Below are 5,153 nucleotides of genomic sequence, written 5' to 3'. Positions count from 1 at the left end.
CGTGTTGTAGCACGTTAACTTACACAATAGTTTTATCATGGTGAGGTGTCCGAGTGGCCGAAGGAGCACGCCTGGAAAGTGTGTAAGGCGCAAGCCTTCGAGGGTTCGAATCCCTCCCTCACCGCCATATTTTATCTAATAAATAACAAACTTTCCTATTCTAATTGATTCCACAACATAGATAGCCACTCCAATTTAGATTATTAGCCAATAAAAACACCATGGTGAATTTTTAAATCTATATGATTAAACGCTAATGAGAGCTGACTTTACAGTCTTTAAAATCTCTTCTCTGTTTGATGGTTTTATGATGTAGCCTTTTAGCCCGTAATGAGCCCATTTTTTTACATTTTCTTTGTTTTTATTACCGGTTAATGCAATAACGGGAATGTCTATTCCTTGTGACAATTGTCGTATTTGTTTGGTCGCATTTAACCCATCAAGGTTTGGCATAAATAAATCCATGATAATTAAATCGAATGTATTGTCTTTAATTATTTTGAGTGCTTGCAGACCGTCTTCTGCTTCGGTGATTTCATAGCTCTCTTTACCTAGTACGCTTTTTAGCAGCTCTCTATACAAAGCATTATCTTCAACAATTAGCACTTTTTTCTTATTCCCTTCAACTGCGACAGCTTCAGTTATTGGTGCTATACATTGCTCACTTTCTCCAGTATCACTGCTGGGATCCTCTGTTTCGTCTCTTTTTTTCAATGAAGGGGTATGATGTATTAACCCTTTGCTTCCTCCTGAGGCTTCTGCGTGCTTTTCTTTCTCTTGTTCATTATCTAACTCTTCTTTAAGTGTGTTTCTGTTTTTTATCGAAGGTACGTGGTGTATTAAGCCTTTGGATTTAGTCGCCGCTGTTTTTATTGCTATTTGCTGAGTAAGTAATTGTTGAATGATATTGTCTAAGCTGGTTTTTATATCATCCTCAAGATGTTTTAATAATGGGTCTACACAGTTTTGCTTTATCGAAGAAATTAACTCTTGTGGTGATGAACTTAGCTGTTCATCACTAATTTTTGACTTGCTAATATCTAACTGTTCGACTTGTTCTATACCATTATCTAGTTTATCTAACCTCTCAAGTAAATCGCGTTTACATTGGCTACTCTCATCTATTAGTCTTGTGATGTCTTCATCAAACTGTTCAAAGGTTGCACTGTTAAATTCATCAATAGAGTCCTTAACTTTGCATTGCACTAAGCCGCTTTGGATGATCATCAATAGCCTTAACTTTTCAAACAATGGTTGGAAGATAAAGTAGTTATCAAAAAGGCCTTTCATACAGCAACGAAAAGCGAGACCAGACTCTTTGTTTTTACAAAGTAAAATAGCAAAATGCTGACTTTTTAAATGCTGTTCGGCCAAAAGTTCAGAATAATACTCTATACATTTATCAACTGTTGATAAGGCAAATATGATGATTGAAGGCTTAGTTTCATCAAGGAAGTTATTAGTATCATCATCTAAAAGAATCGCTCTGTAATCATTAATGTTATTGGAAATGATTGTTGATATACCTGATATATCGTCTTCTTTTTCGAAAACCATTACCACTTGTGGATGACGTGTTGAAAGTGGGGCTGATTTAATTTTCATCTATAATCACCTTATACACTTGCTTTATTGCGTTGTTTATCAAAATTATGTATTCCTTACATTTTTCTTTGTCATGCGAAGCACTAATTTCTTCAAGCTTCTCTAATAAAGCTGCAGTTTGTTCAGCACCAATAGCATGCGCTGAGGTTTTTAAAAAATGTGCAGTTTCTTTTATTTCCGTAAAGTTATTTGTATTATATTGCGTGATTATTGTCTTCATTGCTTGATGTGCTTGCTTTATAAAGTCAACTTCAAATTGTTTAATCGTTTCTGGTTCGTTGCCAATTAAATTGATCATGACATCTTTATTTAAAACTTGTGCTTGGTCTTTACTCATGTGGATACCACTTCTTTAATATTGTGCGCAGATCACTTTGTTGAATAGGTTTGCTGACAAAGTCATTCATACCAGAGTCATAACAATGTTGTGAATCTCCTGTCATAGCAGCACCAGTAACAGCAACTATGGGGATGGCTGTTTTGTTGTGAACTGCTTCTAACTCTCTAATACCCCGAGTCATCTCATAGCCATCCATAATCGGCATATGGCAGTCCGTAATTATTAATTTATAGTCACCACTTTGCCATTTAATTTTCCCATCATCACCATTGTCTGCGACATCGCAGTGATAACCAATATTTTTTAATTGCATGGTAATAAGTTTCTGGTTCATTGGATTGTCTTCAACAACTAAAATACCGGTTTTCAATTTGTGATTATTTTGTTTGATGTTTTTTTGAGCTTTGTTTGTTGTACCATCTGATACTGCTGTTAACTGCTCTAAGTCTAAATCTAAATCTAGGTCTAAATCTAGGTCTAAATTGTCGATATTAATCTCTAAACTTTGTTGCTTTGTTTGATAAATGTTTTCAATTAAAAGTCGTCGGGTCAGTGACTCTATATTTATCAGTCTAGTTTTATTAAATTTCTGGCGGCCTCGTTCCATATCTTGAGTCGTTAAGGTAATTATTATATTTTGATATTGTCTGATATCGTGAAGTAGGGCGGTTAACCTTTCTTCTTCCTTAAATAAATCATTGATAATAATTAAGATAACATCGCTTTTTTCTGGGGATATTGCATCTTTCGGGGGCGTAACCGACGTTACATTAGCACCTTCTCTAATTAAGTGGTTTTTGATGCGCATTTCTCTTTCATTGTCCTGAATTGTAAAGCTAACCATTTTCACGTGAATAGAGTCAAGTTCGGTGATATCCATTGCTCTAGTTTCTTGAGATTTCCAGAAAGGGATATCAACATCAAATGTTGAGCCTAAATTTAGCTCACTGGTTAAGGTTATTCGACCTCCCATCAAATTTGATAGTTTTCCGCAAATAGCTAAACCTAATCCAGTACCACCATATTTTCTTGTGGTTGAGCGCTCAGCCTGAGTAAATGGCTTGAAGAGATTCTGTTGGTTTTCTTTGTTAATACCAATACCATTGTCGCTTATTTTAAAATTGACATTGCTAACGTAGTCATTTTTCTCTATTTCATCAATTGTAAGTGTGACAACGCCTTTTTTTTCTTTTGTTGTCGTGGTGAATTTTAATGCATTGCCAATTAGGTTAAATAAAATTTGCCTAACACGCATCGCATCTCCTTTAACAAAGTGTGGTAAGAAAGGTGACTCAACAACATTAAGGGTAATATCGCTTTTGATCGCTACGGGAATATAAACTTTAATAACATTATCTACTATTTCAGATATCGAGAAAGTTAGCTCTTCAATGTCTAGTTTACCAGCCTCTATTTTGTTGATGTCTAAAATATCATTTAGAATAAATACGAGGTTTTCGGCTGAGGTTTTTGCAGTATCTATAAGATCTTTTGCTTCATAATCTTGCTTAGTTGACTGTAGTAGATCGAGTGAGCCGATAACCGCATTCATCGGAGTTCGCAGTTCATGGCTCATCATAGACAAAAATTCAGTTTTTATTTGGCTCGCTTTTTCAGCTTTAATTTTGGCTTGCTCTAACTCAAGTGTTCGCTCATTAACCCTTTCTTCTAGTTTTAAATTAAGGTTTTTTAACTTTCTTTGGGTACTCTGTATTGGGGTTTCATCAAAAAAAATGCCATCAATACGATAATTCTCATTGTTTTCATTCTGCCTAACGCGTCCTCTACCTATAAAGTATCTTGTTTTGCCATTTGCCAGAACGGCACGAAAGCTTTCTGAAAATATCTTGCCGGTTTCTAATGAGTTTAACAAAGTAGAGGTAACTCTCATTTCATCATCTGGGTGCAAACAAGTAGCCCACTTATCGAAATCATCTATGCCAGGAGCCTTATCTTCGAAACCAAACATTTGTCTTGTTAATAAGTCCCAACTCCAAACCCAGTCGTTGTGTAAGTTTAATTCAGCGTACCAAGTGCCTACTTTACTTATTTCCATAGCAATATTATTACTTTCAATTGCATTATTTAATTCGTGAACAATTTTTTTTCTGTGGCTGCAATCAGAAAGTGTCCCCATAGTACATATTGGCTGATTGTCATTAAAAAAGGTTTCACCTTTAATGCTGAACCAATGAATTTCATTTTCTAATAACATACGAAATTCAAAGTTTAATGGTGTTAAGGAGTTAATATGGGTTTTAAGGTTATTACTGAAAAGTAATTGGTCTTCTATGTAAATAGCATTAATAAACATTTTCCAGGTAAGTTGTTGTTCTGTATTAATCTGGATGATTTCTTTAAATTTATTTGAAAAAGTAGCTTCTTTCTCATTAATGTTGTACTCCCATATCCCAAAATTAGTTGCAGATATGGTATCTGTAAGCCTAGAAAGTGACTTTTCTATTTCCCAATAGTCGTGTTGCCAGTTTTTTTCTTTGGTAAGTAATACCCAATAAAATTGACCAGAAATATTACCGTTGATATTCAACCGCATTATTTTATTTATATTTCGACTTTCACTTGCATAAATGTAAATTTGAGAATTGTTTGTAATGGTGTTCTTGGGGTTATTTTCTAAAGGGGTGAAATACTCTAATAAATATTTTTGCTCAATATCATCTGCTGAAACATTAAGAAATTTGGTAAGAGCACTATTAACCGCTTTAATAAGTCCCTTGCTATCTATTAACAACATTGGGAAAGTGTTGTTGTGTAGCAATCTAAGTGACTCATTCAACGTATATTTATCCTTATATATAGGTTTTTAAATTTTTTGCACTATTGTGAATAATGATAGTCGTTAATTATTTATATGCTAAATAAATTGTGTATATGGCTTAATATAGGTAGTTAATGAGTTGCAGGTTTAAACTCACTATTTAGCAATACCTTGGGCTGGTTTAACAGTTTACCCACGCTTGAAAGGCGATGAGCTTTTTATTATGACGAAATTAACCATGAAATATTTCGCTTTTTATTAACTAATAACAACAGAAATAAATCATTTTAGTTTTATAATTGAGCTGTTGGCTTAATTAATCAGCAAACAGTCGCATTTCTGTAATTTAATTGCAATTAGCGGTTGACGCGGGGCGATAAATCTCTAAAATGCGCTCCACTTCTTCGGGACAAGTCGAAGAGGCGGTTT

General features: G+C 34.4%; 3 protein-coding genes and 1 tRNA gene. 1 reads left to right on the top strand and 3 read right to left on the bottom strand.

Annotation, left to right across the window (positions count from 1 at the left end):
- Positions 1–39: 39 nt before the first annotated feature.
- A tRNA-Ser gene (locus tag B0169_RS18975) sits at positions 40–127 on the top strand.
- A 119-nt stretch (positions 128–246) separates the two neighbouring features.
- Here B0169_RS18975 and B0169_RS18970 read toward each other — a convergent pair.
- Genes B0169_RS18970 through B0169_RS18960 form a run of 3 tightly spaced genes read right to left on the bottom strand, consistent with a single transcriptional unit; the run spans position 247 to position 4,742 of the window.
- Positions 247–1,605 (bottom strand): response regulator, encoded by a 1,359-nt coding sequence (locus tag B0169_RS18970; RefSeq protein WP_077288477.1) that lies wholly within the window; start codon positions 1,603–1,605, stop codon positions 247–249.
- Positions 1,595–1,942, bottom strand: a complete 348-nt coding sequence (locus B0169_RS18965; RefSeq protein ID WP_077288476.1) for an Hpt domain-containing protein — start codon at positions 1,940–1,942, stop codon at positions 1,595–1,597. Before B0169_RS18965 ends, B0169_RS18970 begins: the two co-directional genes overlap by 11 nt.
- On the bottom strand, positions 1,935–4,742 hold the full coding sequence (locus B0169_RS18960) for a PAS domain-containing hybrid sensor histidine kinase/response regulator (RefSeq protein ID WP_143323612.1): 2,808 nt from the start codon (positions 4,740–4,742) through the stop codon (positions 1,935–1,937). The genes B0169_RS18965 and B0169_RS18960 overlap by 8 nt, the downstream gene beginning before the upstream one ends.
- Positions 4,743–5,153: the final 411 nt, after the last annotated feature.

This window comes from Cognaticolwellia aestuarii (assembly GCF_002000025.1).
Taxonomy (GTDB): Bacteria; Pseudomonadota; Gammaproteobacteria; order Enterobacterales; family Alteromonadaceae; genus Cognaticolwellia; species Cognaticolwellia aestuarii.
Note: the sequence above shows the minus strand (reverse complement) of the source record. Positions and strands in the feature narration are given on the sequence as shown.

What these genes read in the sequence shown, in the direction of transcription:
- B0169_RS18965 (WP_077288476.1), bottom strand. Translation starts at nt 1,942, where the DNA reads ATGAGTAAAGACCAAGCACAAGTTTTAAATAAAGATGTCATGATCAAT.
- B0169_RS18970 (WP_077288477.1), bottom strand. Translation starts at nt 1,605, where the DNA reads ATGAAAATTAAATCAGCCCCACTTTCAACACGTCATCCACAAGTGGTA.